This is a genomic window from Sphingomonas sp. 320_CC (assembly GCF_059691795.1).
In genome coordinates, this window is record NZ_JCAWAE010000002.1 from 76817 (window position 1) to 101121 (window position 24305).

Sequence of the window (24305 nt, forward strand, 5' to 3'; positions counted from 1 at the left end):
TTGCGATTGAGGATGACGCCTAGCGCGTGCGCCCCTATACCCGCGCGACCCAGCATACCGAGCCCAACCCGCGCATGAAATCCATCGACCGCTACATGGCCCGGCTGATCGCGGTGCCGCTATTTTCGACGCTGCTGATCGCCGTCATGCTGTTCGTGCTCGATCGCATGCTCGGACTGTTCAATTTCGTCGCGACGCAAGGCGGCCCGATCAGCGTCGTATGGCGGATGCTCGCCAATCTGCTGCCCGAATATCTCGGGCTCGGTATCCCGATCGGGCTGATGCTCGGCATCCTGCTCGCGTTCCGCCGGCTGTCGACCTCATCGGAGCTGGACGTCCTGCGCGGCGTCGGCATGAGCTACAATCGGCTGCTGCGCGTGCCGTACATGTACACGATCGCACTGGCGCTGCTGAACCTGGCGATCGTCGGCTATGTCCAGCCGATCGCGCGTTATTATTACGAAGGCCTGCGGTTCGAGCTGCGCACGGGTGCCCTCGGCGCGTCGATCAAGGTCGGCGAGTTCACCAATCTCGGCGACCGGATGACGCTGCGGATCGAGGAGAGCAAGGACAAGGGCCGCGAGCTGTCGGGCATCTTCGTCCATGCGTCGAGCCAGAATGGCGACTGGCTGGGGGTGACCGCGGAGAAGGGCAAGTTCCTCGCGACCGACGATCCCAACGTCATCATCTTCCGCCTTGCGAACGGGACGCTGATCCACAACCGGCCCGAGTTCAAGACGCCGCGCGTGCTGACCTTCAGCAGCCACGATCTGCCGATCAACCTGCCGAAGTTCGAAAGCTTCCGCAGTCGCGGCGGGCGCAATCTCGAATACACGCTGCCCGAGCTCGCCAAGCAGGGCCAGCGCGGCGCGACGCTGGAGCAGCGCGACGGCAGCCGGTCCGAATTCCACTTCCGCCTCGCCGAAGTCGCGACGATGTTCCTGTTGCCGCTGCTCGCGCTCGCGCTCGGCGTGCCGCCCAAACGATCCTCGTCCGCGCTCGGCGTGTTCCTTTCGATCGTGATGATCGTCACCTATCACAAGGTGAACCAATACGCGGCGGACGTCGGCGAACTCGGGCGGATCGATCCGATCATCGCGCTGTGGGTGCCGTTCACGATCTTCGCCGGGCTGATCCTGTGGATGTACTACACGATCGCCTATGTACCCGGCGGGCAACCGATCGGTGCGCTCGAACGCGTCTTCTCGAAGACGTTCAAGGCGATCACCAAGCGTATCCCGGGCTTCCGCAAGAGCAAGGCCGCATGAACATCGTCAGCTTCTTCCCGTCGCGGACGGTCGCGATCTACATGGGACGGATGTTCCTGGTGCGGACGTTCGCGGTGCTCGCCGCGCTCGTGCTGGTGCTCCAGGCGCTCGACCTGCTGAGCAACTCCGGCGACATCCTCGCCTTTCCGGGCAATGGCGATGCGCAGGTCTGGCAATATGTGTCGCTGCGCGCGCCGCAGATCGTCTCGCGGTTCCTGCCGTTCTCGGTCCTGCTCGGCACCATCCTGACGCTGATCACGATGAACCAGAACAGCGAGATCGTCGCGCTGAAGGGCTCCGGCCTGTCCGCGCACCAGGTGCTGGCGCCATTGCTGGTCGCGAGCCTGGGTGTCGCGGTGATCAGCTTCGTGTTCAACGACCGCGTGGTGGCGCGGGCGACGGCGACGCTGAACCAGTGGCAGAAGGTGAATTACGGCAAGCTGCCGATCGATCGCGGCGACCGCGCCAACGTGTGGGTGCGCGACGGCGACGACCTGATCGAGGTCGCGCAGATCCGCGGGCGCGGCGACGCGACGCGGCTTGGCGGGATTACGCTGTATGATCGCACCGGCGGCAACCTCGTCGCGATCCTGCGGGCGGATCATGGCAGGCGCGTCGCGAGCGGCTGGGAGGTAAGCCCTGCGACCCGGTTCGACGTGAAGAGCGGCAACGTCCGCCCCTTGGGCGCGGTGGTGATCGCAAAGGACGTACGGCCGGACCAGTTCACGCTGGCGAGCGTCGATGCGGACGGGCTGTCGTTCGGCGCGTTGAAGGCGGCGATCGCCGACCTGTCCGACGCGGGGCGACCGACCAAGGCGCTCGAAGGGTCGTTGTGGCACAAGCTGTCGGGGCCGCTGTCGTCGGTGCTGATGCCGCTGCTGGGCGCGGTCGCGGCGTTCGGCATCGCGCGATCGGGCAAGCTGTTCGTGCGCGCCGTGATCGGCATGGGGCTCGGTTTCGCGTTCTTCGTCGCGGACAATTTCGCGCTCGCGATGGGCAATCTCGGCGCCTACCCGCCGTTCCTTGCCGCCTGGGCGCCGTTCCTGCTGTTCTTCTTTATCGGTGAGGCGGTGCTGATCCGGTCGGAGGAATAGGACTGTGCCGGTCGGTCGTACCCTTTCACGCCCCCGCCCCCGTCCCTATCTGCTGGTCCGAACAACCCTCGGAGCCAGCATGAAATATCTCCACACGATGATCCGCGTGACCGACCCGGCGAAGACGATCGCGTTCTTCGAGACGCTGGGCCTGAAAGAGGTCCGCCGGATGGAGAACGAGAAGGGGCGGTTCACGCTGATCTTCCTGTCGGTCCCCGGCGACGAGAGCGCAGAAGTCGAGCTGACGCACAATTGGGATCCCGAGGAGTATGACGAGGGCCGCAATTTCGGCCACCTCGCCTACCGCGTCGACAATATCTACGACACGTGCCAGCGGCTGATGGATTCGGGTGTGACGATCAACCGGCCGCCGCGCGATGGCCACATGGCGTTCGTGCGGACGCCCGACAACATCTCGATCGAGCTGTTGCAGGCGGATCGTCCGCTCGACCCCGCCGAGCCGTGGGCGTCGATGCCGAACACCGGCAAGTGGTGACACGCTGATGCTCGATATCGTCCGCGTTCCGGTGCTTTCCGACAATTATGCCTGGCTGATCCACGACACCGTCTCGGGCGAGACGGTGGTGGTTGATCCAGGCGAGGCGGGGCCGGTGATCGCCGCCGCCAAGATGCGCGACTGGCGGATCGACCGGGTGTGGACGACGCACTGGCATCCCGATCATACCGGCGGCAATGCCGAGATGAAGGCGTATGGCGCCACCGTCGTCGGACCGGCTGCGGAAGCGGACAAGATCCCGACGCTCGACGAGCAGGTCGGCGAAGGCGACGTCGTCCGTCTTGGTGCGCACGAGGCGACCGTGATGACGGTGCCGGGGCATACGCAGGGGCATATCGCGTTTCACTTTGCCGACGACGCGGCGATCTTCACCGGCGACACGCTGTTCGCGATGGGCTGTGGGCGGCTGTTCGAGGGCACGCCGGCGGACATGTTCGCGAACATGCAGCGGTACGCCAAGATGTCGGACGAGACCGAGGTGTTCTGCGGGCATGAATATACGCAGAGCAACGGGCGCTATGCGCTGGTCGCCGAGCCCGACAATGCGGACATCGTCGCGCGGATGGCAGAGGTTGACGCGGCGCGCGCGAAGGGTGAGCCTACCGTGCCGACGACGATCGGGCGGGAGCGGGCGACCAATCCTTTCCTGCGGGCAACCTCGCTTGAGCAGTTTGCGGGCTATCGTGCGGCCAAGGATGCGTTTCGCGGGTGAAGCGCGTATGAGGACGATGGGATTTTGAGGAGCGTTTCGATGCGTATGCGGACCCTGCCACTCTTGATGCTGCCGGCGCTTTTGTTGCCCGCTATGACATTAGGCGCCTGTACGCAGACCCAGGCGGAGGTCGAGCGCGCGCAGGTTCGTGAAGCTGGCGTGCAGGAGAAACTAGCGAAGGAACTCGCTGGGCTCGTGCCGGGCAAGCCCGAGTCGTGCATCAGCCAGTTCCCCCAGAAGCAGAGTTCAGGCTACGGCGCGACGATCCTGTACCGGGTGAATAGCGGGCTGGTGTACCGCAGCGATACCGTCGGCGGATGCGAGGGGATCGCGCGCGGCGATATCCTCGTAACGCGGACGCCAAGCGGGCAGCTGTGCCGCGGCGACATTGCGCAGACGTTCGACCAGGCCTCGCGCTTTCCGACCGGGAGTTGCAGCTTCGGCGACTTCGTGCCGTATCGGAAGCCATGATGCGCGGGGCCATTTTGGCGTCGGTGGCGCTGCTGACGGTGGGGATGCTCGGGGCGGGCAAGTCCGACCCGTTGGCGGGTCGGGTTGCGGGGGCGCCGGTGCGGTGCATCGACCTGCAGCAGCTCAATGGGCCTGAGATCGTCGATTCGCAGACTATCCTGTATCGGCAGTCGGGCAAGCGGATCTGGAAGACTGGGCCGGTTGGCGAATGTCCTTCGTTGCGACCACTCGATACGTTGATTGTCGATGTTTACGGCGGGCAATTGTGCCGGAACGATCGGTTTCGGACGGTGTCGGTCGGTATGTCGATTCCGTCGGGCTATTGCCGGTTTCGGGATTTCACGCCTTATGACAAGGCGAAGTAGACGCATCCACGCTACACATTCGCCACCCCGGCGGAGGCCAGGGCCCAGTTGAGGGACGATGATGGCGTAAGACAGCGCTCCGTTACAACGACCTTTCCAACTGGGCCCCGGCCTTCGCCGGGGTGGTAGAAGTGGGACCGAACGTCGCCCCCCCCCTCGTCATCCTGACGAAAGTCAGTATCCAGGGTTACCCAGGGCAACGCGCGTGGCTCTGGATCCTGACTTTCGTCAGGATGTCGGAAGGTTCAGTCCTCGAACACCGCCGCCCGCTTCTCCATGTTGGCCCGCACCTGTTCGACCTGATTGGGCGTGCGGATGACCTTCAGCTGCTCTTCGGTTTCCGCGTGCAGCACTGCCGCCGCGTCCGCATCCGCCGCGAGGTTATAGAGCGCTTTCGACCCGCGGATCGCGTGGGGGTTCCTCGCCGCGATCTCGCGGGCGAGCATCATCGCCTCGCCGAGCGGGTCTTCCGACAGCCGCGTGACGAAGCCGTGCCGCAGCGCTTCCGCGCCATCGAACTCGCGCGCGGTGTAGGTGAGTTCGCGGAGCACGTCGTCGCGGGCGAGCGTACGCCAGAGCGCGATGCCGGCCATGTCGGGGACTAGGCCCCAATACGTCTCGCGAATTGCGAAGCGGGCTTGCGGATGCGCGATGCGGATGTCGGCGCCGGACATAATCTGGAAGCCGCCGCCGAACGCGACGCCGTGGACCGCGGCGATCACCGGCATCGGCAAGGTGCGCCAGCCCCAGGCGACCTGTTGGACTAGGTTCGCGCCCTCTTCGGTCCGGTCGCCTAGTGCCAGCCCGGAACCGCCGTTCGCCATCGAGGCCATGTCGAGGCCGGCGCAGAACGCCTTGCCCTCGCCGGAGAGGACAACGCAGCGGACTTCGGGCATCCCCTTGAGTCGGTCGATCGCCGCGGCAATGCCCTCGAACATCGCCGGGTCGATCGCGTTCATCTTGTCGGCGCGGGCGAGGCGGACGTCGGCGATGCCGTCCGTGACGGTGATGGTGACCCGGTCGTTCATAGTGGCGATCCTCTCGATCTTTGCATCGACGCTAACCGGCCCTGCCCCCACCTGCAACGGCGCCCGCAATGTTGCGCGCGCTCACGCGGCGTGTAGAGGCTCGCGCATGGCTGGTTTTGATCCACAATGGTTTGCGACGCGCGGGTTCGGCGGGCACGGCGCCGCGCTGGGGATGCGCTATCACGCGCATGGCGACGACTGGGCGGAGCTTGCGCTGCCCTATGACGAACGGCTGATCGGCGATCCGGCGAGTGGCGTGATCGCGTCGGGGCCGATCATCACCATGATGGACATGGCGACGAGTCTGGCGATCTGGATCAAGCGCAACGCGTTCGTGCCGCATGCGACGCTCGACCTGCGGGTGGATTACCTGCGGCCGGCGACGCCGGGGAAGACGGTGATCGGGCGCGGGGAGTGCTACCGGATCACGCGCTCGATCGCGTTCGTGCGGGGGCAGGCGCATGACGGCGACCCGGGCGATCCGCTCGCGCATGTCGCGGGGACGTTCATGGTGGTGGGCGATGTCGCGGGCATGGGTCTCAACAGGAGGATCGAGGCATGACGATCGGCCTGCCGCCCTATGCGGAGATCCTGCGCGTGTCGGTCGAGGCCGAGGACGGCGCGCCGCCGGTATTGCTGATGCCGTTTGCCGACGACGTGCTGGGGCGGCCGGGGTTTTTGCATGGGGGTGCAATTTCGGGATTGCTGGAAATGGCGGCGATTGCGGCTTTGCAGCATGCGTTGGAGGCTGAGGGTGCTGGTTCCGAAGCTCGGATCAAGCCGGTGAACGTCACGGTCGATTTCATGCGGGGTGGTCGGGACAAGCCTACGCGGGCGGCGGGCGTGGTGACCCGGTTGGGGAACCGGGTGGCGAATGTCGAGGCGACGGCTTGGCAGGACGAGCGCGACAAGCCGATTGCGGCTGCGCGGATGAACTACCTGATCATGCGGGATTAGCGCACTTCTACTCCCCTTCCGCTTAGCGGGAGGGGTCGGGGGAGGGGTGTGCCTCAAAGACCGGACGCCAGTACGTACGTCGTGCCCTCCCCTGACCCCTCCCGCAAGCGGAAGGGGAATTTCACTTACTTCGCGGTCAGTTTTATCAGGCGGCCTTGGGAGTCGCCGCCGTCTTCCAGGAGCCAGATTGCGCCGTCGGGGCCTTGTTCTACTTCGCGGATTCTTGCTCCCATGTCCCATTGGTCGCCTTTTGCAGCATTCGTGCCGGTGAGGTGGACGCGGACGAGGGACTTCGACGACAACCCACCGATGAAGGCGTCGCCCTTCCACTGCGGGAACATACTGCCTGAATAGATCATCAACCCGCCGGGCGAGATAACCGGGTTCCAGAACACCTTGGGCGGCTCATAGCCATCGCCGGGCTTGTGATCGGGAATGTCGGTGCCGTCGTAGTTGCTGCCGTTCGAGGCGTTGGGCCAGCCATAGTTGAGGCCGGGCTTGATCAGATTGACCTCGTCGCCACCCTTTGGCCCCATCTCCTGCTCCCAGAGATTGCCCTGCTTGTCGAACGCGATGCCTAGCAGGTTGCGGTGGCCGTAGCTCCAGATCTCGGGTGCGAAGCCTTTGGCCGCGAGCGGGTTGCCGGGGGCGGGTTTGCCGTCGAGCGTGAGACGCAGCACCTTGCCGAGCGTCATCTTCGGGTCCTGCGCCGGGGTGAATTTCTGGCGTTCGCCATTGGTGAAGAACAGGTATTTGCCGTCGGGCGAGAAGGCGATGCGGCCGGAGTAATGGCCGTTGCCCTCGACGAACGGCCGCGCGCTGAACAACGCTTCGATCTCGCCGAGACGCTCGCCGCCACCACCATCCGGACGCAGACGACCACGCGCGAGGACGACGCCCTTGCCGCCCTCGCCTGCAGTCGAATAGCTGAAATACACGCGCTGGCTGGTCGCGAAGTCGGGCGCGAGGACGACATCCATCAGACCGCCCTGCCCGGCCGAATCGACGGTGAGCGTCGCGACCGTCTGGCGCGACTTGCCGTCGGCGGAGACGAGCAGCATCTGGCCCTTCTTCTCGGTCACCAGCATGCGCTTGTCGGGCAGGAACGTCATCGCCCAAGGCGAATCGAAATCGGCGACCACGGTCTCCTTGAACGGCTTCCCCGCCGCGGCCGGTTGCGCGGAACAGGCGGTCGAGGCGAGCAGCGTGGTTGTCAGCAACCCAGTGGCGAACAGCGTTTTGCGAATCATGATCTTCTCCCGGAAATCCCTGCGCTAACGCAGCGTACTAAACGAAGGTTGCTCCCGCTTGCGGACGGGCGCCACCCCGCGTATAGAGGCACCACTTCTCTACATCGCCAGATGAAGAGGCTGCGGGGCTTGCTCCGCGGCGGCAATCACCTGTGCTTTGGCCCTGTTTGGAATTTCGATGGCGAATATCGCCCTGCTGACCGACCTGATCGAACCCGAGGCGACCGCGCTCGGCCTCAGCCTCGTGCGCGTGCGCATGCAGGGCGGCAAGTCCGATCCGACGTTGCAGGTGATGGCCGAGCGCCCCGACACCCGCCAGCTGGTGATCGAGGATTGCGCCGAGCTGTCGCGCCGGATTTCGGACAAGTTCGATGCGCTCGAGGCCGAGGGCAAGGACCCGGTCGGCGAGGACGCGTATCGTCTCGAAGTGTCGAGCCCCGGTATCGATCGGCCGCTGACCCGGCTCCAGGACTTTGCCGACTGGGAAGGCCAGGAGGCGCGCATTCGCCTCGTCGAGCCGTTCGAGGACCGCAAGCAGATCTCGGGCAATTTGATGGGCGTTGAGGGGACGAAGATCACCGTCGACGTCAACAAGCACAAGCTCATGACGATCGACTTTTCGCAGGTCGCCGACGCCAAGCTCGTCATGACCGACCGTCTCATCGCCGCGACCGCGCCGCTTTCGACCGAAGGCGCGGACGAGGTTTTCTATCAAGATACGCCCACCGATGAGCCCGATGCTCACGAGGCCGACACCGAAGAAGGACAGCATTGATGGCCACGGCAGTCACCGCAAACCGCGCGGAACTGATCGCGATCGCGAATTCGGTCGCGTCGGAGAAGATGATCGACAAGGCGATCGTGATCGAGGCGATGGAGGACGCGATCCAGCGCGCCGCCCGCTCGCGCTACGGCGCCGAGAACGACATCCGCGCGAAGCTCGATCCGAACACCGGCGATCTGCGCTTGTGGCGCGTCGTCGAAGTGGTCGAGGCGGTCGACGATTATTTCAAGCAGGTCGACGTCAAGGGCGCGCAGAAGCTCCAGAAGGACGCCGCACTCGGCGACTTCATCGTCGATCCGCTGCCCCCGATCGAGTTCGGCCGCATCGCCGCACAGGCCGCCAAGCAGGTCATCTTCCAGAAGGTCCGCGACGCCGAGCGCGAGCGCCAGTTCGAAGAGTATAAGGACCGCGCCGGCGAGATCATCACCGGCGTCGTCAAGCGCGTCGAGTTTGGCCATGTCGTCGTCGACCTGGGCCGCGCCGAGGGCGTCATCCGTCGCGACGCGCAGATCCCGCGCGAAGTGGTGCGCGTCAACGACCGCATCCGTTCGCTGATCCTGAACGTCCGCCGCGAGAACCGTGGGCCGCAGATCTTCCTGTCACGCGCGCACCCCGACTTCATGAAGAAGCTGTTCGCGCAGGAAGTGCCCGAGATCTACGACGGCATCATCGAGATCAAGGCCGCGGCCCGCGATCCGGGTTCGCGCGCGAAGATCGGCGTCATCTCGCACGATTCGAGCATCGATCCGGTTGGCGCATGCGTCGGCATGAAGGGCTCGCGAGTCCAGGCCGTCGTGCAGGAAATGCAGGGCGAGAAGATCGACATCATCCCCTGGTCGCCCGACATCGCGACCTTCGTCGTCAATGCGTTGCAGCCGGCTTCCGTGTCGCGCGTCGTGATCGACGAGGAAGAAGAGCGCATCGAGGTGGTCGTTCCCGATGACCAGCTTTCGCTGGCGATCGGCCGTCGTGGCCAGAACGTGCGGCTCGCGTCGCAGCTGACCGGCAAGGCGATCGACATCCTCACCGAGGCCGATGCGTCGGAGAAGCGCCAGAAGGACTTTGTCGAGCGCTCGGCGATGTTCGAGAAGGAGCTCGATGTCGACGAGACGCTCGCACAGTTGCTGGTGGCCGAAGGGTTCACCAACCTCGAAGAGGTCGCCTATGTCGAGGTCGAGGAGATCGCCGGTATCGAGGGCTTCGACGAGGACCTGGCGGGCGAGTTGCAGAACCGTGCGACCGAGGCTTTGGAGCGTCGTGATGCTGCGAGCCGCGAAGAGCGTACCGCTCTCGGCGTCGAGGACGCGCTGGCCGGCATGCCGTATCTCAACGAGGCGATGCTGGTGACGCTCGGCAAGGCGGGCATCAAGACGCTCGACGATCTCGCCGATCTCGCGACAGATGAACTGGTCGAGAAGAAGCGCGTCGAGCCACGTCGTCGCAACGAAGACGCACCGAAGCGGCCTGAGCCGAAGGGCGGGATTCTTGCCGAGTATGGCTTGAGCGACGAGCAGGGTAACGAGATCATCATGGCCGCGCGTGCGCACTGGTTCGAGGACGAGGCTCCCGAGGCTTCGGCTGACGACGTCGAGGCGGACGAGACTTCGGTGGACGAGGCTTCGGCTGACGACGCCGTGGTCGAGGACGCTGCGACTGAAGAGACGACGGCCGACGAAGCCGTGGCTGAGGACGCTTCGGCGGACGACGCTTCGGTCGAGGACGCTTCGGTTGAAGACGCGGCGGACAAGACCGACACGAAAAGCGAGGGCGACAAGGCCTAATGCCCTTCGTCAGCATCCGCATCTCGGGGTCCGCCACCAAGGACCAGAAGTCCGGCATCGTCGCCGACGTCACCCAGTCGCTCGTGCAGCGGCTGGGGAAGAACCCGGCTGCGGTGCAGATCGTGATCGAAGAGGTCTCGACCGAGAATTACGGCGCGGGCGGCCAGCTGCTGGTCGACCGCGACGCTCCGAAAGCAACTCCGGCGCAGGAGGACGCACATGCGGAACCCTCCCGATGACACTGCGCCGCTAAACTCCCCTCCCGCTGGCGGGAGGGGTCGGGGAAGGGCAGTCACGGCTGCTGCCCCTGCGGATGGCCCCTCCCCTGACCCCTCCCGCGAGCGGGAGGGGAATGAGCCCGTTCGCAAGTGCATTCTTTCGGGCGAGCGCGACGTCAGGCCCCACCTCGTGCGACTCGCGTTGTCGCCCGATGGCCAGATCCTTCCCGACGTGCGCGCCAAGGCTCCGGGCCGCGGCGCGTGGATCGGGGTGACTCGAGTCGAACTCGAAGCCGCGATCAAGAAGGGCAAGCTCAAGGGCGCTCTCTCCCGCGCGTTCAAGACCGGCGAGTTCACCATCGATCCTGAGCTTCCGGCTAAGATCGAATCCGCACTCGAGCGTAACGCGCTCGACCGGCTCGGCCTCGAATCGCGCTCGGGGACGGTGCTGATCGGCTCCGACCGGATCGAGCAGAACGCGCGACAGGGCAAGCTGAAGGCGCTCTATCACGCGTCCGATGCGGCCGAGGATGGCAACCGCAAGCTCGATCAGGCTTGGCGCATCGGCAACGATGTCGAGGGCTCGGGTTTGCGGGGGTTGGCACTCCCGGTATCGCGCACCATATTGGCGTTGGCGCTGGGGCGGGAAAATGTGGTACACATTGGCCTGACCGACCGCGCTGCAGCAAAGCGGGTGAGCGAAGCGCTCGACCGTTGGCTGCATTTTATCGGCCCCGAACCTTCTTCCGTGTCTTGCGAAACGGCCTCGCAGGGCGCATCGGCGTCACCACAAAATGGGGCGCCACCGATACAACAGGCGTCCGGATCGACCGGAACACGCCCGGCCGTGGACATGACTGAGGAATTTGAGTGAGCGACACGGACAACGAGAAGCCGAAACTTGGCATGCGCGCACCTTTGGGTGTGAAGCGCACGGTCGAGACCGGCCAGGTGAAGCAGAGCTTCAGCCACGGCCGATCGAATACGGTGATCGTGGAAACCAAGCGCGCGCGCGTCCTGCGCCGTCCGGGCGAGCCCGACGTGCAGGTCGCGGATGCCGCACCGGTTGCCGCGCCCGCCCCGGCGGCTGCCCCCGCAGCCCCGGCACCGCAGGCGCGCGCACCGCAGCCTGCGCCCGCCCCCGTGCGTCAGCAGCAGAGCAATCTGTCGCCGCAGGAGCGTCAGGCCAAGCTGCTCCGCGAGGCTGAAGAGCAGCGCATGAACACGCTGGAAGAAGGGCGTCGTCGCCAGGAAGCCGAACGCGCCAAGGCGATCGAAGACGAGCGCAATCGCGTCGCCGATCGTGCGCGTGCCGAGGCTGAAGCTAAGGCGCCGAAGCCGGTCGAGGCCCCTGCGCCCGCACCGGCCCCCGCTCCTGTGGTCGAAGCGGCTCCCGCTCCGGTCGCGGCACCGGCTCCAGCGCCTGCGCCGGCCCCGGTCGAAGCTCCCGTTGCTGCGGCTCCTGCCCCGGCACCGATTGCCGCGGCACCTGCGCCTGCACCGAAGCCAGCTCCAGTCGTGGCTGCTCCCGCACCGGCTCCCAAGCCTGCGCCGGCCCCCGTCGCTCCGCCGGCACCGCCGCCCGTCATCGAACTGACCCGCGATCCGGCGTTCCCGGCACCGCGCCGGTTTTCGCCGGTGGCGCGTCCCGAGCGTCCTCCTCCGCCGCCGAAGCCTGTCGCAGCACCCGCTGCCGCGGCGCCGACCACGGCTGCGAATGCCGGCACGACCGCGGCTCGCCCCGGCGCGACCGGCGTCAATGCTCCGGCTGGTGGCGTCCGTCGCGACGCAGTGCCGGCGCGTCCGCAGCAGCGTGACCGCAAGGGTGACGATCGTCGCACCTCGGGCAAGCTCACCGTCAACCGCGCGCTCGGCGATGGTGATGGTGCACGCGCTCGCTCGCTCGCCGCACTGAAGCGTGCGCGCGAGAAGGAGCGTCGTGGCACCGGTGGTCCGCGCGAGGCGCAGGCCAAGCAGATCCGCGACGTCGTCGTTCCAGAGGCGATCACCGTGCAGGAACTCGCCAACCGCATGGCCGAGAAGGGTGCCGACCTCGTCAAGGCGTTGTTCAAGATGGGCATGCCCGTCACGATGACGCAGACGATCGACCAGGATACCGCCGAGTTGCTCGTCACCGAGTTCGGCCACAACCTGACGCGCGTCAGCGATGTCGACCAGGATCTGGCCAACGACACGATCGACGATGCCGAGGAGACGCTGAAGCCACGTGCCCCGGTCGTCACGATCATGGGTCACGTCGATCACGGCAAGACGTCGCTGCTCGATGCCCTGCGCGGCACCGACGTGGTGCGCGGCGAAGCGGGTGGCATCACCCAGCATATCGGCGCGTATCAGGTGACCCTGAAGGACAAGTCGAAGATCACCTTCCTCGACACCCCGGGCCACGAGGCGTTCACGCAGATGCGTGCGCGCGGTGCGGACGTCACCGACATCGTCATCCTGGTGGTGGCGGCGGACGACGGCCTGATGCCGCAGACGGTGGAGGCGATCGCCCACACCAAGGCGGCGGGCGTGCCGATGATCGTCGCGATCAACAAGATCGACAAGGAAGGCGCCAATGCCCAGAAGGTGCGCGAGCGCCTGCTGAGTGAGGAGATCGTGGTCGAGGACATGGGCGGCGACGTCCAGGACGTCGAAGTCTCCGCGACCAAGAAGATCGGTCTCGATGCGTTGATCGAGAAGATCCAGCTCCAGGCCGAACTGCTCGAACTGCGCGCCAATCCGGATCGCGCGGCCGAGGGTACGGTGATCGAGGCCAAGCTCGACAAGGGTCGGGGGCCCGTCGCGACGATCCTCGTCAACCGCGGTACGCTGCGGGTCGGCGACATCTTCGTGGTCGGTGGCGAGAGCGGCAAGGTCCGTGCGCTGGTCGACGACAAGGGCAAGCAGATCAAGGAAGCGGGTCCGGCGATGCCGGTCGAGGTTCTCGGTCTGTCGGGTGTTCCGCAGGCGGGCGATCCGTTCCAGGTCGTCGAGAACGAGGCACGGGCCCGCGAAGTCGCGGAATATCGTCGCAGCGTGAAGACCGACAAGCGGACCGCATCGGTTCCTGCCAGCCTCGAGAGCATGTTCTCGGCGCTGAAGGAAAAGCAGGCGATCGAATATCCGCTGGTCGTGAAGGCGGATACGCAAGGCACGGTCGAGGCGATCGTCGGGGCGATCAACAAGATCTCCACCGACCTGATCAAGGCGCGCGTGCTGAGCTCGGGCGTCGGCGGCATCACCGAGTCGGATGTCACGTTGGCAGCTGCATCGGGTGCTCCGATCATCGGCTTCAACGTTCGCCCGAACGCCAAGGCGCGTGAAATCGCCGAGCGCCAGAAGGTCGCGTTCAAGTATTATGACGTGATCTACGACCTGATCGACGAGATCCGGGCGGGGATGGCTGGCGAGCTTGGGCCGGAAGCGTTCGAGACGGTCGTCGGTCGTGCCGATATCCGCGAGGTCTTCTCGGCGGGCAAGCACGGCAAGGCGGCGGGTCTGCTGGTCACCGAGGGCAACATCCGCAAGGCGCTCAAGGCGCGCATCACGCGCAACGACGTCATCATCTACCAGGGCGAAATCGCATCGCTGCGTCGCTTCAAGGATGATGTCGCCGAGGTCCGTGCGGGGCTCGAGTGCGGCGTGACGTTCACGTCGAACTTCGTGGATATCAAGGCCGGCGACGTCCTCGAGACGTTCGAAGTCGAGATGCGCGAACGTACGCTTTGAGGCCGAGAGCCCTCTCCCCTGCGGGGAGAGGGTTGGGTGAGGAGCAGTACCGCGCGACAGCGTTCGTGGCCGCCCCTCACCCCCACCCTCTCCCTGGAGGGGCGAGGGAGTTAGAAGAATGAAGACCGATACCCCAGAAGCAAAGGCCGTCCGCTCGTTGCGAGTCGGCGAACAGGCGCGTCATGCGCTGTCCGACATCCTCGCGCGCGGAGACGTCCACGATCCGGTGCTCGAAAAGCACCTCGTGACGATCACCGAAGTCCGCATGTCCCCGGACCTCCGACACGCCACCGTTTTCGTGAAGCCGTTGCTCGGCAAGGACGAAGAAAAGGTGCTGAAGGCGCTGCGCACCAACACCGCCTACCTTCAGCGCGAAGTCGCGAACCGTGTGCAGATGCGGTACGCGGCGAAACTAAAGTTTCTTGCGGACGAGAGCTTCGACGAAGGCACGCACATCGACCAGTTGTTGCGGGATCCGCATGTTGCGCGGGATCTGGCTGAAGATTGATTTGCAGGGCTGCGAGCACCTCGCTCGCAGTCAGTAAGGGCTTTGCGGCGATTGGAATGAAACGCCTCCTACGTCCTGTCCCGTTCCGAACCTTCTGCGCTCCTCGTGCCCTTCCCCCTCCCCGTTCGTGCTGAGTAGAGACCGAGTAGGCTCGAAGAGCCGTATCGAGGGCTCGTATCGAAGCACAGGTCTTCCGCGCCAATCCATCCTTCGATACGCCGCTTCGACAAGCTCAGCAGCTACTCAGGACGAACGGGTGGTGGGGGCGGTGCCACGGGACGGGTGATGAGCGGCGGTCGTACGGGAGCAGCTTGCTGCTTGCGGAATTCCCGGCCTAAGACTGCGACGCCTCTGGACATCCCCCCGCGTTCCCGCTCTTTGCCCCCATGGCCAAGCTGTATTTCTACTACGCCTCGATGAACGCGGGGAAGTCGACGAACCTGTTGCAGGCGGACTTCAATTATCGCGAGCGGGGGATGCGGACGATGCTGTTCACGGCGGCGATCGACGATCGGTTCGCGGCGGGGACGATCACGTCGCGGATCGGGCTGGAGGCACCGGCGATCGCGTTCGATGCGGGGACGGATATCGGGGCCTGCGTTGTTCGACAGCACGGCGAGGACGCGATTTCGTGCGTGCTGGTGGACGAGGCGCAGTTTCTGACGTCTGCGCAGGTGGATCAGCTTGCGCATATCTGTGATGTGGTCGGGATTCCGGTGCTGGCCTACGGGTTGCGGACCGATTTCCAGGGGGCGCTGTTTCCGGGGTCGGCGCGGTTGCTCGCGCTCGCGGACTCGCTGGTGGAGATCAAGTCGGTTTGCATGTGCGGACGCAAGGCGACGATGAACCTGCGGGTCGATGGGAGCGGCCGGGCGATTGCCGAGGGGCAGCAGACCGAGATCGGCGGGAACGACCGGTATGTCGCGCTGTGCCGGCGGCATTTTTGCGAGGCTTTGGGGTAGGCTTCACCCCTCCCCGTCATCCTGACGAAAGTCAGGACCAGGGTACCAAACACCGTCGCTTGTGGCTCTGGATCCTGACTTTCGTCAGCATGACGGAGTAGATGGGCGGCCGCTCCCGCCTAAACTGAATTCTAGGACTTACGCGCATGCATGGCTGGATCATTCTCGACAAACCGCTGGAGCTTGGCTCGACGCAGGGGGTGTCGGCGGTGAAGCGTGCCTTGCGGAGCGGCGGGTATGGGAAGTTCAAGGTGGGGCATGGGGGGACGCTCGATCCGCTCGCTACGGGGGTGCTGCCGATCGCGGTTGGGGAGGCGACGAAGCTGGCTGGGCGGATGCTCGATAGCGACAAGATCTATGATTTTACGGTTGTGTTCGGGGTTCAGACGGATACGCTGGATGCTGAGGGGGTGAGCATCGCTACGTCCGACGTCCGGCCGACCCTGGCTGCGGTCGAGGCGGTGCTGGCGCAGTTTACCGGACCGATTTCTCAGGTGCCGCCCGCCTATTCCGCGCTGAAGATTGACGGGGAGCGGGCTTATGATCTGGCTCGGGCTGGGCAGGAAGTAGTGCTCGCGAGCCGGGACGTGACGATTTATTCGCTATCCTCCCCGGTACGGGGAGGGGGACCAGCGCAACTGGTGGAGGGGGGCTTCCGCGAGCGTACCGTTGGTGACGAGCCCCCCTCCACCCCCGTCCAAGTGAACGGCGGTCCCCCTCCCCGTGCCGGGGAGGAATTGCAGGATGCACCCCTGCTCCACTCCCCGCTGGAGGAGGTCACGCTTACCGCGCATGTGTCCAAGGGCACCTACATCCGCTCCCTCGCGCGCGACATCGCGATCGCCCTCGGCACCGTCGGCCACGTCACGATGTTACGCCGCACCAAGGCCGGCCCGTTCGACCTCTCCTCCGCGATATCGCTGGACAAACTGGACGAACTCGCTAAGGCCTCCGCGCTTGAAGATGTACTTCTGCCCTTGAGGGTGGCGCTGGACGACATCCCGGCTCTCTCCCTCACCCCCGACCAGGCAGGGGCGCTCCGACAGGGGCGTATCTTGGCCGGGATTGCCGCAGACGATGGCCAATACTTCGCCGAACTGGACGCTGTCCCGGTCGCGCTGGTCGAGGTCGAGGACGGAGACGTCCGGGTCGTTCGCGGTTTCAATCTGTGATGTCGAGGACATGAATTCATGACGATTACCGCTGAACGCAAGACCGAGCTCGTCAAGGAGCATTCGCGCGCCGAGGGTGACACCGGTTCGCCGGAAGTCCAGGTCGCGATCCTGACCGAGCGCATCAAGAACCTGACCGAGCATTTCAAGGGCCACAAGAAGGACAACCACTCGCGTCGTGGTCTTCTCATGATGGTCAACAAGCGCCGGACGCTGTTGGATTATCTCCGTCACAAGGACGGCCAGCGCTATCTGGATTTGATCGCGAAGCTCGGTCTCCGCAAGTAACACGAACGGCTCCCCTCGGGGGGCCGTTTTCGTATATAGGGTTTTGATTCCGCGCATTTCGCGCGGAGGCAAACGCCAGGACACAATTCGGTGCAATGGCAAGGAGCGACAACTCGCTCCACACCGCCGCGGGCCGGCTAAGCCCGCACACCAGGCTTCCATGAAAGTACTACTTTCATGGAGACCTCAACGGCCCCAAACGCATCTGGCGTTTGGAGTGAAGGAAAAAGAATGTTCGATACCAAGACCGTAAGCGCCCAGTGGGGCGGCAAGACTCTGACGCTCGAGACCGGCCGCGTTGCGCGCCAGGCTAACGGCGCAGTGCTCGCCACCCTCGGCGAGACCGTCGTTCTTTGCGCCGTGACGGCTGCACGGACCGTCAAGGAAGGGCAGGATTTCTTCCCGCTCACCGTCCATTACCAGGAGAAGTTCTCCGCAAGCGGCCGCATCCCCGGTGGCTTCTTCAAGCGTGAGCGCGGCGCGACCGAAAAGGAGACGCTGACCAGCCGTCTCATCGATCGCCCGATCCGTCCCCTTTTCCCAGAGGGTTTCTACAACGAGATCAACGTGATCTGCCAGGTTCTGTCGTATGACGGCGAGAACGAGCCGGACGTCCTCGCGATGGTCGCGGCATCGGCAGCCCTGACGATCTCGGGCGTGCCGTTCATGGGCCCGATCGGCGCAGCGCGCGTCGGTTACGTCGATGGCGCGTACATCCTCAACCCGACGCTGGAAGAAGCCAAGGCTGGCGATCTCGACCTCGTCGTCGCCGCCACCGGCCAGGCCGTGATGATGGTGGAATCGGAAGCCAAGGAGCTTTCGGAAGAGATCATGCTCGGCGCCGTGCAGTTCGCCCACAAGGCCTGCCGCGAAGCCGCCAACCTGATCATCGATCTGGCCGAGATGGCTGCCAAGGATCCTTGGGAAATGGCCGAGCAGGCCGACCTGTCGACCGCCAAGGACAAGCTGAAGAAGCTGATCGGCAAGGACATCGCGGCTGCCTACAAGGTGACCGACAAGTCCAAGCGGTCTGACCTGCTCAACGCGGCGCGCGCCAAGGGCAAGACGGCGTTCGCCGATGCGTCGCCGCAGGACCAGATGGCAGCCGGCAAGCTGATGAAGAAGCTGGAGGCGGAGATCGTCCGCGGCGCCATCCTCAAGGACGGCACCCGCATCGACGGCCGCACCACCACGCAGATCCGTCCGATCGAGGCGATGGTCCACTTCCTCCCGCGCACGCATGGCTCGGCGCTGTTCACGCGCGGCGAGACGCAGTCGATCTGCACCACCACGCTCGGCACGCGCGATGCGGAGCAGATGATCGACGGCCTGAACGGCCTGTCGTACGAAAACTTCATGCTGCACTACAACTTCCCTCCCTATTCGGTTGGTGAAGTCGGTCGCTTCGGTGCGCCGGGTCGTCGCGAAGTCGGTCACGGCAAGCTCGCATGGCGCGCGCTGCACCCGGTTCTGCCGACCAAGGAAGAGTTCCCGTACACGATCCGCGTTCTGTCGGACATCACCGAGAGCAACGGTTCGTCGTCGATGGCGACGGTCTGCGGCGGTTCGCTGTCGATGATGGATGCGGGCGTTCCGCTGAAGCGTCCGGTGTCGGGCATCGCGATGGGCCTGATCCTCGAGGGCAAGAACTTCGCGGTTCTATCGGACATCCTCGGCGACGAGGATCACCTCGGCGACATGGACTTCAAGGTGGCTGGCACGTCCGAGGGCATCACCACGATGCAGATGGACATCAAGATCGCCGGCATCACCGAGGAGATCATGGGCAAGGCGCTGGCGCAGGCCAAGGAAGGCCGCGCGCACATCCTGGGCGAGATGGCGAAGGCGCTCGACCACACGCGTGAGGAACTCAGCGCCCACGCACCGCGCATCGAGAGCTTCCAGATCGACAAGTCGAAGATCCGTGAAGTCATCGGCACCGGCGGCAAGGTGATCCGCGAGATCGTCGCGCAGACCGGCGCCAAGGTCGACATCGACGACGAGGGCGTGATCAAGGTGTCGTCGTCCGATCCCGCGCAGATCGAAGCCGCGATCAAGTGGATCAAGGGCCTCGTCGAGGAAGCCGAAGTCGGCAAGGTCTATGACGGCAAGGTCGTCAACCTGGTCGATTTCGGGGCGTTCGTGAACTTCATGGGTGGCAAGGACGGTCTCGTCCACGTGTCCGAAATCAAGAACGAGCGCGTCGAGAAGGTCTCCGACGCCCTGACCGAAGGCCAGGAGGTCAAGGTCAAGGTTCTCGAGATCGATCCGCGCGGCAAGGTTCGCCTGTCGATGCGCGTCGTCGACCAGACGACCGGCGAAGAGCTCGAGGACACGCGTCCTGCCCGGGAACCCCGCGAGGGTGGCGATCGTGGTCCGCGCGGTCCGCGTCGTGATGGCGATGGCGGCCGTGATGCTGGCGGCAACGGCGGCGGTCGCGGTCCACGCGGCGAAGGCGGCGGCGGTCGTGATGGGGGCGATCGCGGCTCGCGTGGCCCACGTCGCGACGGCGATGGCGGCCGTGACGCAGGGGGCAACGGCGGTGGCCGTGGTCCGCGTCGCGATGGCGGCGGCAACGGCGGCGGCGAGCGTGCTGCACGCACCGACGGCGACAAGGCTCCGGAGTTCGCACCGGCATTCCTGACCGGCGATCGCGACTAAGCCTTTACGGCCTAACGGCAGTGATGGAGGGGCTCGGGAAACCGGGCCCCTTTCTCATGTCAGGCTCGCTTTGCCCCGTTATGCCTTGAGAACATGACTTATATTGGAACGGAGCGGCATGCCGGATGTTCGAACCGGTATGAACGCCATTGCGAAGTCCGTTATCCTCGTCGTCGATGACGATGCCCTCGTCCGGGTCCATTCCAACCTCGCGCTGGAGGATGCCGGCTATGAAGTCGTCGAAGCCAGCAACGCGGCCGACGCCTTGGCGAAGCTCGAAGAGCGGCCCGATATCGCCGCGCTGTTTACCGATGTCCGCATGCCCGGAGACCTGAACGGCATCGACCTTGCCAATGCCGTTCACGCGCAGCGCCCCGATATCGCGATCCTGGTCACGTCGGGTGCCGACAACGGCACCACCGAGGCGCTGCCCAAGGCCGCGCGGTTCGTGCAGAAGCCCTATACCGGCGCACAACTCAGCAAGCTTCTGCAACTCTGAGCAGTTAACGGACTGGAAGAGTATTCAGGATCTTACATCTACTAGTCTAGGCAATCCTCATTCGTCATGAGTATTGCCCGTTATCAGTATTAGGGCCATCGTCCGTCGCTTGAGCATCGACTCGCGGGGGCGGTCCAATGGCATCGTTAAATAGTGTACGGCCTGCGCAACGGAATGTCGTCGCGAGCGAGCGTCGCTTCTTCCTCGGCATGGCGATAGCGATCGCCGTCACGGTGATCTTCGGCTTCACGCTGAATGCAGCGCGGATGAACTGGACGTTTCTCGAACTGCCCTTGCAAGTTCATCTGCATGCCGCCGCCTTCCTGGCGTGGATCATTCTCTACGTCGTGCAGAACTGGCTGGTCGTTCGGGGATTGATCACTTGGCATCGACAACTCGGCGTACTCGGCGCCGTTATCGCAGCGTCGATGGTCGTGCTGGGCATCGTCACCACCGTCGCGGCGATCCAGCAGCACCGCGTACCGCCATTCTTTCCGCCTGGGATCTTCCTCGTGCTAGATGTGCTGGGGGTGATCGGGTTTGGCATTCTGACCGCCTGGGCGATAGCGCTGCGGAAACAGGCGGCGTGGCACAAGCGACTGATGTTGTGCGGCACGATCCTGGTCATGTCTCCGGCGCTCGGGCGGATCCTGCCGATGCCGCTGCTTGGCCAGTTCGCGCCGCTCGCGGTGTTCGCGTCGATGGCGGTGTTCGTCATCGCAGGGATGATCTCCGACTTGCGCCTGCGCGGGAAGATACATCCGGCCTATTACTGGGGTGGCGGGGTGCTGGTCGTGACCAACGTGCTGGTCGGTCCGCTCGGCTTCAGCCCGCCGGTGTTGCGACTGGTCGAGCGCCTTGCTGCCTGATCGGAGCTGCGTGATGAGACCAAGTGTCGGGTTAGTGGGGAGCTTCTGTTGCTCGGTGCCCCCCGTACCGCCGGTGTCCACTTCTGTTGCCCGGTGTGGCCCGAACCGCGCTTTCGTCCGTATAACTTAGGTCGTTAGACCGTCAGTTATGCGGCAATTGCGAGTGCTTCGTTATCGTTGGCACTTGTGTATGGGCCGTTGCGGTGGTCCCATTCCGAGCGAAACATAGCGTCGTTGAACACACGTCGATCCTAGTTCGACCCCGTCATCGTCCCCCTCTTGCGAAGAGGGCGGTGGTGGAGTCGCCGGGTACTGCCCCCGGGTCCGCTGTGTCTATGACACGCCACGGTTTATCGCCATAGCCGCCAAGAGAAGATTCCCCCGACGGCATGACCGATATAGGGGGGCCGCATCGATCTGAAAAGCCCGGCCAAATGAAAAGACTGGCGCCGTGGCGCGACCTGCCCCGGATAAATCTCCGATGGGTTAGCACACAGCGTGCCAAACCGCCTTCCGCTCGCCACAAAGCGCGTGCATAGCAACCTGCATTATGTTGACGCAGCGCTCCCGCTACGCGCTCCGCGCGATGATCTTCCTTGGCGGCGCCCCCGTCGGTGGCCCTCCCATCCCGATGACGCGGATCGCCGCCGAGGCGAACGTGCCGCGCAAATTCCTCGAGCTGATCCTCGCCGACCTGCGCGAGTCCGGCCTGTTGCACAGCCATCGCGGCAAGATGGGCGGCTATCGCCTCTCGCGGCCGAGCCATCTGATTTCGCTTGGCGAGATCATCCGGATCATCGAGGGCCCGCTCGCACTTGTCCCGTGCGTCAGCCGCACGGCGTACCGGCCGTGCCTCGACTGCAAGAGCGAAGCCGACTGCGCGATCCGCTATGCGATGATGCGCGTGCGCGACGAGACTGCGCGGATTCTGGATGGGACGAGCCTGGCGGATGCGAACGCCGAGGATCTGGTAGCGGCTTAGGCTTTCCTTCTCCCCTCGGGGAGAAGGTGGCGCGGCAGCGTCGGATGAGGGGGAGTTGGGATCCCGTCCCGAGCCTCAGGCCCCTCACCCTTCCGTCGCCTACGGCTCCTCCCTCCCTCTCCCCGGCGGGGAGAGGGACAAGGCGATCACCCCCGCGCCTTCAACTCGTCGCGGATCTCGCGAAGCAGCGCGATCTCGACCGGCTCCGGCGCAGGTGCGACGACAACCGCCTCTTCCTCGCGCTTCAACCGCGCCGTCTCGCGCTCGATCAGCGCCGCCGTCCGGTTCACCACGCGCAGGATCATGAAGATGATACCCGCGACGATCACGAAATTGACCAGCTGCGTCGCGAACGCGCCATAGCCGAGCAGCGGCACGCCCGCCTTCTTCAACGCCGCGTAATCGCTCAGCGAGCCCGCATAGTTCGCCGGCACCGGCCCCATCCGCCAGAAATAGCTCGAGAAATCGAGCCCGCCGAAGATCTTGCCGATCACCGGCATCAGCACGTCGTCGGTCAGCGACGTGACGATCTTGCCGAACGCCGCACCGATGATCACCGCGATGGCGAGATCGAGCACGTTGCCGCGCATGATGAACGCCTTGAATTCCTTGAGCAATGCCGCCCCCTTCTGTTGCCAGCCCAAGGCTAACCGCCGATTTCGGTTTCGCCAACCCTGCGGACTGTCCTATGAGGGTGACACAGGTATTCAGGAGAGCCCCGATGTCACGTGCCCCAATCGCCCGCGGTACCGCCGCGATCCTCCTCGCATCGGCGCTGGCCGGGTGCGGGATCAACAGCATTCCGACCGCGGAAGAGAACGCGAAGGCACGCTGGGCCGACGTCCAGAACAATTATCAACGCCGCGCCGACCTGATCCCCAACCTCGTCGCGACCGTGAAGGCGGCGGGCGCGCAGGAGAAGGATATCCTCGTCCAGGTGACACAGGCGCGCTCGGCTGCGAACTCGGTCCAGGTTTCGGCAGCCGATCTCTCCGATCCGGCGAAGATGGAGCAGTATCAGCGCGTCCAGGGTGCCGTCGGCGTATCGCTCCAGCGCTTGCAGGAAGCGTATCCTGAGTTGAAGAGCCAGGCCAACTACACCACGCTGATGAGCCAGCTCGAGGGCACCGAGAACCGCATCACGATCGCGCGGCGCGATTACAACGGCGCGGTGCAGGCGTATAATACCAAGATCCGCACCTTCCCCGACGCGGTCGGCGCGAAGATCTTCTATGGCGCCAAGCCGATGGTGCCGTTCGCGGCGACCACGCCGGGTGCCGAGACCGCACCGACGGTGAACTTCGGCAACGCGAGCTGATCCGCGCGTCATGCTCCGCCATCTCCTGACGCTCGCGTTCGCGGTGCTGCTGGGAAGCAATGCTTCGACCGCGCAGACGCTTCCCAAGTTCACCGGCTTCGTCGTCGACGCCGCGAACGTCATCCCGCCCGATCAGGAAGCGGCGCTGACCAAGCGGCTCGACGACCTGCAAAGGACGACCGGCAACCAGCTGGTGGTCGCGACGGTGTCCGATCTCGAAGGCTATCCGATCGAGGATTACGGCAATCGCCTGCTGCGGAGCTGGGGCGTCGGGCTGAAGGATGCGAACAACGGCGCGATCCTGCTGGTCGCGCCGAACGACCGGAAGGTGCGGATCGAGGTCGGCTATGGGCTTGAGCCGGTGCTGACCGACGCGTTCTCCAGCGTCGTCATCAACCAGCAGATCCTGCCGCGTTTCAAGGCGGGGGACATCCCGGGCGGGATCGTCGCGGGGACCAACGCGGTGGCAGACCAGCTTGCGCTGCCCGATGCGGAGGCGCGCGCGAAGGTTACGGCGGCGGCGGCGGAGTATGACAAGACGCATCGTCGCTCGAACTCGGGTGGCGGCGGCGTGCCGATCGGGCTGATCTTCTTTGGCATCGTCCTGGCGGCGATCGTCATTCCGATGATCTCGCGGCGGGCCGGCGGCAAGCATTACGTCGATGGCGGCAACCGGAGCGGCGGCAGCGGCGCCTTGCCGATCGTGTTGTGGAGCATCGCCGACGCGATGACCCGTGGCGGCGGCGGTGGCGGCGGCGGAAGCTGGGGCGGTGGCGACGACAGCGGTGGTGGCGGCTGGGGCGGCGGTGGTTTCGGCGGCGGCGGCGGGGGATCCGGCGGCGGCGGCGGCGCATCGGGGGGATGGTGAC

26 protein-coding genes and 1 other RNA gene are annotated in these 24305 nt (G+C 65.1%); 23 read left to right on the plus strand and 4 right to left on the minus strand.

What is annotated here, in order from left to right; all coding sequences use genetic code 11:
- The first annotated feature begins 74 nt into the window (after positions 1–74).
- The 6 genes from lptF to AC59GX_RS07230 all read left to right on the plus strand — a co-directional run bounded on the left by lptF (position 75) and on the right by AC59GX_RS07230 (position 4427).
- On the plus strand, positions 75–1268 hold the full coding sequence (gene lptF / locus AC59GX_RS07205; RefSeq protein WP_175518216.1) for an LPS export ABC transporter permease LptF: 1194 nt from the start codon (positions 75–77) through the stop codon (positions 1266–1268).
- The gene (gene lptG, locus AC59GX_RS07210) at positions 1265–2362 is read left to right on the plus strand and encodes an LPS export ABC transporter permease LptG (RefSeq protein WP_056489568.1); all 1098 of its coding nucleotides are present in this window, start codon (positions 1265–1267) and stop codon (positions 2360–2362) included. The genes lptF and lptG overlap by 4 nt, the downstream gene beginning before the upstream one ends.
- Before the next feature lie 79 nt (positions 2363–2441).
- Positions 2442–2858 carry a VOC family protein gene (locus AC59GX_RS07215; RefSeq protein WP_426279687.1) on the plus strand — a complete coding sequence of 139 codons (417 nt, stop codon included), beginning with the start codon at positions 2442–2444 and terminating at the stop codon, positions 2856–2858.
- A 7-nt stretch (positions 2859–2865) separates the two neighbouring features.
- Positions 2866–3591: a hydroxyacylglutathione hydrolase gene (gloB, locus tag AC59GX_RS07220; RefSeq protein WP_426279688.1), complete on the plus strand. Its 726-nt coding sequence runs from the start codon at positions 2866–2868 to the stop codon at positions 3589–3591.
- Between the two features lie 39 nt (positions 3592–3630).
- On the plus strand, positions 3631–4062 hold the full coding sequence (locus AC59GX_RS07225) for a hypothetical protein (RefSeq protein ID WP_243650177.1): 432 nt from the start codon (positions 3631–3633) through the stop codon (positions 4060–4062).
- Positions 4062–4427, plus strand: a complete 366-nt coding sequence (locus AC59GX_RS07230) for a hypothetical protein (protein WP_497301389.1) — start codon at positions 4062–4064, stop codon at positions 4425–4427. The genes AC59GX_RS07225 and AC59GX_RS07230 overlap by 1 nt, the downstream gene beginning before the upstream one ends.
- A 245-nt stretch (positions 4428–4672) precedes the next feature.
- Here the strand turns inward: AC59GX_RS07230 and AC59GX_RS07235 are convergent, their stop codons facing one another.
- Positions 4673–5455 (minus strand): crotonase/enoyl-CoA hydratase family protein, encoded by a 783-nt coding sequence (locus tag AC59GX_RS07235; RefSeq protein WP_426279690.1) that lies wholly within the window; start codon positions 5453–5455, stop codon positions 4673–4675.
- Between the two features lie 106 nt (positions 5456–5561).
- Between AC59GX_RS07235 and AC59GX_RS07240 the strand changes: the two genes are divergently transcribed.
- Together AC59GX_RS07240 and AC59GX_RS07245 are read left to right on the plus strand one after the other, a co-directional pair.
- On the plus strand, positions 5562–6017 hold the full coding sequence (locus tag AC59GX_RS07240; protein WP_121904285.1) for a PaaI family thioesterase: 456 nt from the start codon (positions 5562–5564) through the stop codon (positions 6015–6017).
- A complete protein-coding gene (locus AC59GX_RS07245; protein WP_426279691.1) occupies positions 6014–6412 on the plus strand; it encodes a PaaI family thioesterase in 399 nt (132 codons plus the stop codon). Before AC59GX_RS07240 ends, AC59GX_RS07245 begins: the two co-directional genes overlap by 4 nt.
- A gap of 125 nt (positions 6413–6537) precedes the next feature.
- Here the strand turns inward: AC59GX_RS07245 and AC59GX_RS07250 are convergent, their stop codons facing one another.
- Positions 6538–7662, minus strand: a complete 1125-nt coding sequence (locus AC59GX_RS07250) for a PQQ-dependent sugar dehydrogenase (protein ID WP_426279692.1) — start codon at positions 7660–7662, stop codon at positions 6538–6540.
- A 178-nt stretch (positions 7663–7840) separates the two neighbouring features.
- Here AC59GX_RS07250 and rimP point away from each other — a divergent pair, with 178 nt between their 5' ends.
- From rimP to AC59GX_RS07310, 12 genes are all read left to right on the plus strand, one after another.
- Entirely contained in the window at positions 7841–8437 is a 597-nt protein-coding gene (gene rimP / locus AC59GX_RS07255) for a ribosome maturation protein RimP (protein WP_056065919.1), read from the plus strand.
- Positions 8437–10227: a transcription termination factor NusA gene (gene nusA, locus AC59GX_RS07260; protein ID WP_426279693.1), complete on the plus strand. Its 1791-nt coding sequence runs from the start codon at positions 8437–8439 to the stop codon at positions 10225–10227. Before rimP ends, nusA begins: the two co-directional genes overlap by 1 nt.
- Complete coding sequence (locus AC59GX_RS07265; RefSeq protein ID WP_332795938.1) at positions 10227–10466, plus strand: tautomerase family protein; 240 nt, start codon at positions 10227–10229, stop codon at positions 10464–10466. The genes nusA and AC59GX_RS07265 overlap by 1 nt, the downstream gene beginning before the upstream one ends.
- On the plus strand, positions 10447–11319 hold the full coding sequence (locus AC59GX_RS07270; RefSeq protein WP_426279694.1) for a DUF448 domain-containing protein: 873 nt from the start codon (positions 10447–10449) through the stop codon (positions 11317–11319). The genes AC59GX_RS07265 and AC59GX_RS07270 overlap by 20 nt, the downstream gene beginning before the upstream one ends.
- Positions 11316–14177, plus strand: a complete 2862-nt coding sequence (gene infB / locus AC59GX_RS07275; protein ID WP_426279695.1) for a translation initiation factor IF-2 — start codon at positions 11316–11318, stop codon at positions 14175–14177. The genes AC59GX_RS07270 and infB overlap by 4 nt, the downstream gene beginning before the upstream one ends.
- Before the next feature lie 118 nt (positions 14178–14295).
- Positions 14296–14685, plus strand: a complete 390-nt coding sequence (rbfA, locus tag AC59GX_RS07280; protein ID WP_107954753.1) for a 30S ribosome-binding factor RbfA — start codon at positions 14296–14298, stop codon at positions 14683–14685.
- A 386-nt stretch (positions 14686–15071) separates the two neighbouring features.
- Positions 15072–15647, plus strand: coding sequence for a thymidine kinase (locus AC59GX_RS07285; RefSeq protein ID WP_426279696.1), 576 nt, complete (start codon positions 15072–15074; stop codon positions 15645–15647).
- Positions 15648–15793: 146 nt separating this feature from the next.
- On the plus strand, positions 15794–16819 hold the full coding sequence (gene truB / locus AC59GX_RS07290) for a tRNA pseudouridine(55) synthase TruB (protein ID WP_426279697.1): 1026 nt from the start codon (positions 15794–15796) through the stop codon (positions 16817–16819).
- Between the two features lie 18 nt (positions 16820–16837).
- Positions 16838–17107, plus strand: a complete 270-nt coding sequence (rpsO, locus tag AC59GX_RS07295) for a 30S ribosomal protein S15 (protein WP_055881152.1) — start codon at positions 16838–16840, stop codon at positions 17105–17107.
- Positions 17108–17338: 231 nt separating this feature from the next.
- Positions 17339–19768, plus strand: a complete 2430-nt coding sequence (pnp, locus tag AC59GX_RS07300) for a polyribonucleotide nucleotidyltransferase (RefSeq protein ID WP_426279698.1) — start codon at positions 17339–17341, stop codon at positions 19766–19768.
- 118 nt (positions 19769–19886) lie between these two features.
- Complete coding sequence (locus tag AC59GX_RS07305; RefSeq protein WP_207897157.1) at positions 19887–20267, plus strand: response regulator; 381 nt, start codon at positions 19887–19889, stop codon at positions 20265–20267.
- 137 nt (positions 20268–20404) lie between these two features.
- The gene (locus tag AC59GX_RS07310; protein ID WP_426279699.1) at positions 20405–21136 is read left to right on the plus strand and encodes a hypothetical protein; all 732 of its coding nucleotides are present in this window, start codon (positions 20405–20407) and stop codon (positions 21134–21136) included.
- A gap of 72 nt (positions 21137–21208) precedes the next feature.
- Here AC59GX_RS07310 and ssrA read toward each other — a convergent pair.
- Positions 21209–21564, minus strand: a transfer-messenger RNA (tmRNA) gene (gene ssrA, locus AC59GX_RS07315).
- A gap of 122 nt (positions 21565–21686) precedes the next feature.
- Between ssrA and AC59GX_RS07320 the strand changes: the two genes are divergently transcribed.
- Complete coding sequence (locus tag AC59GX_RS07320; protein WP_176501167.1) at positions 21687–22118, plus strand: RrF2 family transcriptional regulator; 432 nt, start codon at positions 21687–21689, stop codon at positions 22116–22118.
- 146 nt (positions 22119–22264) lie between these two features.
- Here the strand turns inward: AC59GX_RS07320 and mscL are convergent, their stop codons facing one another.
- Positions 22265–22735 (minus strand): large conductance mechanosensitive channel protein MscL, encoded by a 471-nt coding sequence (gene mscL, locus AC59GX_RS07325; protein WP_056065888.1) that lies wholly within the window; start codon positions 22733–22735, stop codon positions 22265–22267.
- A gap of 104 nt (positions 22736–22839) precedes the next feature.
- Here mscL and AC59GX_RS07330 point away from each other — a divergent pair, with 104 nt between their 5' ends.
- Positions 22840–23436, plus strand: coding sequence for a LemA family protein (locus tag AC59GX_RS07330; protein WP_277984471.1), 597 nt, complete (start codon positions 22840–22842; stop codon positions 23434–23436).
- Positions 23437–23446: 10 nt separating this feature from the next.
- Positions 23447–24304, plus strand: a complete 858-nt coding sequence (locus tag AC59GX_RS07335; protein ID WP_426279700.1) for a TPM domain-containing protein — start codon at positions 23447–23449, stop codon at positions 24302–24304.
- Position 24305 lies beyond the last annotated feature (1 nt).